Origin of the sequence: Streptomyces sp. E2N166 (genome assembly GCF_003671715.1) — a bacterium.
Classification (GTDB): Bacteria; Actinomycetota; Actinomycetes; order Streptomycetales; family Streptomycetaceae; genus Streptomyces; species Streptomyces thinghirensis.
In genome coordinates this window covers 76,370-80,044 of the sequence record NZ_RAIF01000020.1, presented here as the reverse complement: position 1 = coordinate 80,044, position 3,675 = coordinate 76,370, and the positions used below count along the sequence as shown (strand labels likewise).

Sequence of the window (3,675 nt, the reverse complement as noted above, 5' to 3'; positions counted from 1 at the left end):
TGTTCGGTCGGCACGGTCAGCGGACGGCCTCCAGCACTTCGGAGACGCCCAGGGCCTCGGCGATCTCGCCGACCGCGTCCCCGGACATCGAGCGCAGTTCCTTCTCGCTCACGCCCAGGTCGTCGAGGACCTCGGCGTCACCGACCGGGCCGTGCGGCACGGTCTCACCCGTACCGGCGGCCGTGTCGCCGGCGCCGCCCTCCTCGTCGTCCTCGTCGTCCCCGGCGTCGGATTCACCGTCCTCCGTGCCGTCGAGGTCGAGGGCGTCGAGGTCGTCGCCGTCGTCCCCGGGGTTCCGGCCGAGCAACTCGTCGGTGAGCAGGATCTCGCCGTAGCTGCTGCGGGCGGCGGCGGCGGCGTCCGAGACATAGATACGGGGATCCTCCTCGCCGTCCACCCGGACGACTCCGAACCACGCGTCCTCCTGCTCGATCAGCACGAGCACCGTGTCCTCGTCGGGAGAGGCTTCCCGGGCCAGGTCGGCCAGATCGGACAGGGTCTCCACATCGTCGAGCTCTGTGTCGCTCGCTTCCCACCCGTCTTCGGTGCGCGCGAGCAGTGCGGCGAAGTACACCGTGACTCTCCCACTGGTCATAGGCGTGCCGGTTGGGGATCCCCCCGGCGGAGGCTGCGGGCGGGGGAGCGGTGCTCCGAGCCCCACCCACTCGGAATCGTGGCAGAAACAAGGCCTTCAGGGGACGTCTTCGGCGCCCTGTGTCCGGCGGTTTCGGGTTCAGCGGTGTCGGCCAGGGTCCCGGGAGTACCTACCCGGGCAGCCACCCGTCAGCGCACTTGTCGCAGCCATGTGCGGATCGTACGCGGATTCTCGCGGCACCCGCGTACGCCCGTCGCGTAACGTCGGCGCGGCGCGCGATCTTCCCCGGACCGGTCGGGACGTCACCAGCGGAAGGTGCGCATGCGCATCGCGTGGCGCAGCCGGGCGGCCTTGGCGCGGCGCGGCTGGACGCGGTCCCGCAGTTCCCTGGCCTCCGCCAGGTCGCGCAGGAACTGGGCCCGGCGCCGACGGCGCTCGGCCTCCCTGTCCAGCTCCGTGCTCCGCTCCGCCCCGCGCCCGGCCCCCGGCTCCTTGCCGGGGGACGGCGTGTCGTAGAAGTCCCGGTCAGGCACAGTCTCACCACCCAGCGTCGGTCCCTCCCACCTTCCCCCGGCCGGGCGGTTTGACGCCGGTGGACGGGTGGCGCCATGGCCCGGGCCCTGCCCGCCGGGGGGACGCCGGCCCCACGGGGCCCGGTTACTGTGGAGGACATGCGTCTCCACGTCGTCGACCACCCCCTGGTCGCCCACAAGCTCACCACGCTGCGCGACCAGCGCACCGACTCCGCGACCTTCCGCCGTCTCGCCGACGAGCTGGTCACCCTGCTCGCCTACGAGGCCACGCGCGACGTGCGCACCGAACAGGTCGACATCCACACGCCGGTCTGCCCGACCACCGGCGTCAAGCTCTCCCACCCGCGCCCCCTGGTGGTGCCGATCCTGCGGGCCGGCCTCGGCATGCTCGACGGCATGGTCCGGCTGCTGCCGACCGCCGAGGTGGGCTTCCTCGGCATGATCCGCAACGAGGAGACGCTGCAGGCCTCCACGTACGCGACCCGCATGCCGGAGGACCTCTCCGGGCGTCAGGTGTACGTCCTGGACCCGATGCTGGCCACCGGCGGCACCCTGGTCGCGTCGATCCAGGAGCTGATCAAGCGCGGCGCCGACGACGTGACGGCCGTGGTGCTGCTCGCCGCCCCCGAGGGCGTGGAACTCATGGAGCGCGAGCTGGCCGGCACCCCGGTGACGGTCGTGACGGCCTCGGTCGACGAGCGTCTCAACGAGCAGGGCTACATCGTGCCGGGCCTCGGCGACGCGGGTGACCGGATGTACGGGGCCGCCGAGTAGCGCACGCGCACGCTCCGGGGCCGTCCCGCCCCTGTACGGCTGCTCAGCAGCTCTTCTTCTCCGCGGCGGACGCCGGCTGCGGCGCCGCCAGCTCGGCCAGCGCCGCGTCGGCGTCCGCCCGCTTCGCGAGGCCCTTGAAGCCGTCGCCGATGATCAGGTCGACGGCGGCGCCTTTGCGGGCCGCGTCGGTACGGCGTTCGGCGCCGGGGAGCTGGGTGCCGAGCACGGGGAGCGAGGTCTTCGGGGAGGCGGCCGGGCCGAGCAGGAGGCCGGTGCCCTGCACCTTCTTGTCGTACTTCTTGGGCGCGTTGCTCACGTCGCCGACGCGGAAGCCGCGCTTCTTCAGTTCGTCGGCGGTCTTCTGCGCGAGGCCGCTGCGGGTCGTCGCGTTGAGCACGTTGACGGTGACCTGGGCCGGCTTCGGCAGGGCCACGGCGGCGGGCGAGGCGCTCGCCTTCGCGGCCGTGGTCACGCAGTCCGTCCCGGCACCGGCCGCGGAGGCCTTGTCGCCGCCGGTGAAGACGTCGATGAGCTGGAGCGTGCCCCAGCCGAGCACTCCGAGCACGGTGACGCAGGCGACGGCGACGACCGCGAGCCGGCCGCGTCGTCGGGCCGGTCGCATCCGCGGGTACTTGTCCCCCGTGATCTTGTACTGGCCGCCCATACCAGGGGGAGTGAGCATGCTCATGGGCGCAGCGTAGTGCGCTCGGGCGGCGATGCCTATTAGATGATCAGTCGGTGTTCCGCGGTTCGGCGCAATGCAACCCGAAAGGGTCAAGCCGAAGCGTCGAAGGGGCCGTCGCGGGTGGGTGCGAGGGGGCGCGAGGGGGCGTGGGTCCCGGTCAGTCGAGTTCGAGGACCCGCGCGTGCAGCACCTGGCGCTGCTGGAGCGCCGCGCGCACCGCGCGGTGCAGACCGTCCTCCAGATACAGGTCGCCCTGCCACTTCACGACGTGCGCGAAGAGGTCGCCGTAGAAGGTGGAGTCCTCGGCGAGGAGCGTCTCCAGGTCGAGCTGGCCCTTGGTCGTCACGAGCTGATCGAGGCGGACCGGGCGCGGCGCGACGTCCGCCCACTGCCGGGTGCTCTCCCGGCCGTGGTCGGGGTACGGCCGGCCGTTTCCGATGCGCTTGAAGATCACACGGAAAGCCTACCGGCCAAGACGTTGCGGGCGCAGCCATGGCGCCGGAGTGCGGCGCTGGAAATGACGCCGTAAACGGGGGCAAACGGGAACGGCGGCCTGTGGCGGGCGACCGTGAGCGCGCTGCGCCGGAGACGGAGGCGGTGTCGGACCCGCCTCCGTCGCTCGGGCGGCCGCGTCAGTCACGCCTCCCTTCCCGCGCGGGCGGCCGGGGTTCGCTCGGGGCCTGCGGCCTGCCGGTGTCGGGCTTGGGGGTGCGGCGGGCGGCCTCGGCGCGCAGGAGGGCGCGCAGGACGGCGTAGGGGTCGTTGAGCATGGCGGGTTCCTCGTTCCGTGTTCGGGGGGTCGCGTTCCGCGTGTCGCGTGTCGCCTCTCGCGTTGCGCGGTCCTGCGGAGGGCCGGCGGCCGGTGTGGCCGGCGCCGGTCCGGTCCTGTCAGCAGCGCAGGACCACGGAGCGCGGGGCGCGCGGGGAGGGCGGCGGCCCGGTCGGAACGGGTGGTGCGAGGGTCCGGGGCGTGGAGACGCGGCGGCCGGGCGCCGGGAGCGGCGGGCTGGACAGGGCCACGACGGTGCGCCGGCCGGTGCGGGAGGGTGCGCGCAGGGCGGTGTCGAGGTGGTCGTACTCACCGGCGG

General features: G+C 73.3%; 7 protein-coding genes. 1 reads left to right on the top strand and 6 read right to left on the bottom strand.

The genetic code is table 11. From position 1 onward, the window contains the following. Positions 1 to 16: 16 nt before the first annotated feature. Together EBH09_RS17290 and EBH09_RS37890 are read right to left on the bottom strand one after the other, a co-directional pair. Positions 17 to 574, bottom strand: coding sequence for a hypothetical protein (locus EBH09_RS17290; protein ID WP_121747900.1), 558 nt, complete (start codon positions 572 to 574; stop codon positions 17 to 19). Positions 575 to 897: 323 nt separating this feature from the next. After that, a complete protein-coding gene (locus EBH09_RS37890) occupies positions 898 to 1,128 on the bottom strand; it encodes a hypothetical protein (RefSeq protein WP_193776381.1) in 231 nt (76 codons plus the stop codon). Positions 1,129 to 1,266: 138 nt separating this feature from the next. Between EBH09_RS37890 and upp the strand changes: the two genes are divergently transcribed. Continuing rightward, entirely contained in the window at positions 1,267 to 1,902 is a 636-nt protein-coding gene (gene upp, locus EBH09_RS17280) for a uracil phosphoribosyltransferase (RefSeq protein ID WP_121747899.1), read from the top strand. Between the two features lie 43 nt (positions 1,903 to 1,945). Here upp and EBH09_RS17275 read toward each other — a convergent pair whose 3' ends face one another. From EBH09_RS17275 to EBH09_RS37880, 4 genes are all read right to left on the bottom strand, one after another. Beyond that, positions 1,946 to 2,566, bottom strand: a complete 621-nt coding sequence (locus EBH09_RS17275) for a LytR C-terminal domain-containing protein (protein WP_121747898.1) — start codon at positions 2,564 to 2,566, stop codon at positions 1,946 to 1,948. A 178-nt stretch (positions 2,567 to 2,744) separates the two neighbouring features. Next, positions 2,745 to 3,041, bottom strand: coding sequence for a type II toxin-antitoxin system VapB family antitoxin (locus tag EBH09_RS17270; protein ID WP_003999914.1), 297 nt, complete (start codon positions 3,039 to 3,041; stop codon positions 2,745 to 2,747). 178 nt (positions 3,042 to 3,219) lie between these two features. Further along, positions 3,220 to 3,357 carry a hypothetical protein gene (locus tag EBH09_RS37885; protein ID WP_193776369.1) on the bottom strand — a complete coding sequence of 46 codons (138 nt, stop codon included), beginning with the start codon at positions 3,355 to 3,357 and terminating at the stop codon, positions 3,220 to 3,222. A gap of 118 nt (positions 3,358 to 3,475) precedes the next feature. Beyond that, positions 3,476 to 3,675: hypothetical protein (locus EBH09_RS37880; protein ID WP_121747897.1), on the bottom strand; the 200-nt coding region annotated here is incomplete at its 5' end.

Coding starts and splice junctions, on each gene's coding strand:
- EBH09_RS17275 (WP_121747898.1), bottom strand. CDS start 2,566: ATGGGCGGCCAGTACAAGATCACGGGGGACAAGTACCCGCGGATGCGA.
- upp (WP_121747899.1), top strand. CDS start 1,267: ATGCGTCTCCACGTCGTCGACCACCCCCTGGTCGCCCACAAGCTCACC.
- EBH09_RS37885 (WP_193776369.1), bottom strand. CDS start 3,357: ATGCTCAACGACCCCTACGCCGTCCTGCGCGCCCTCCTGCGCGCCGAG.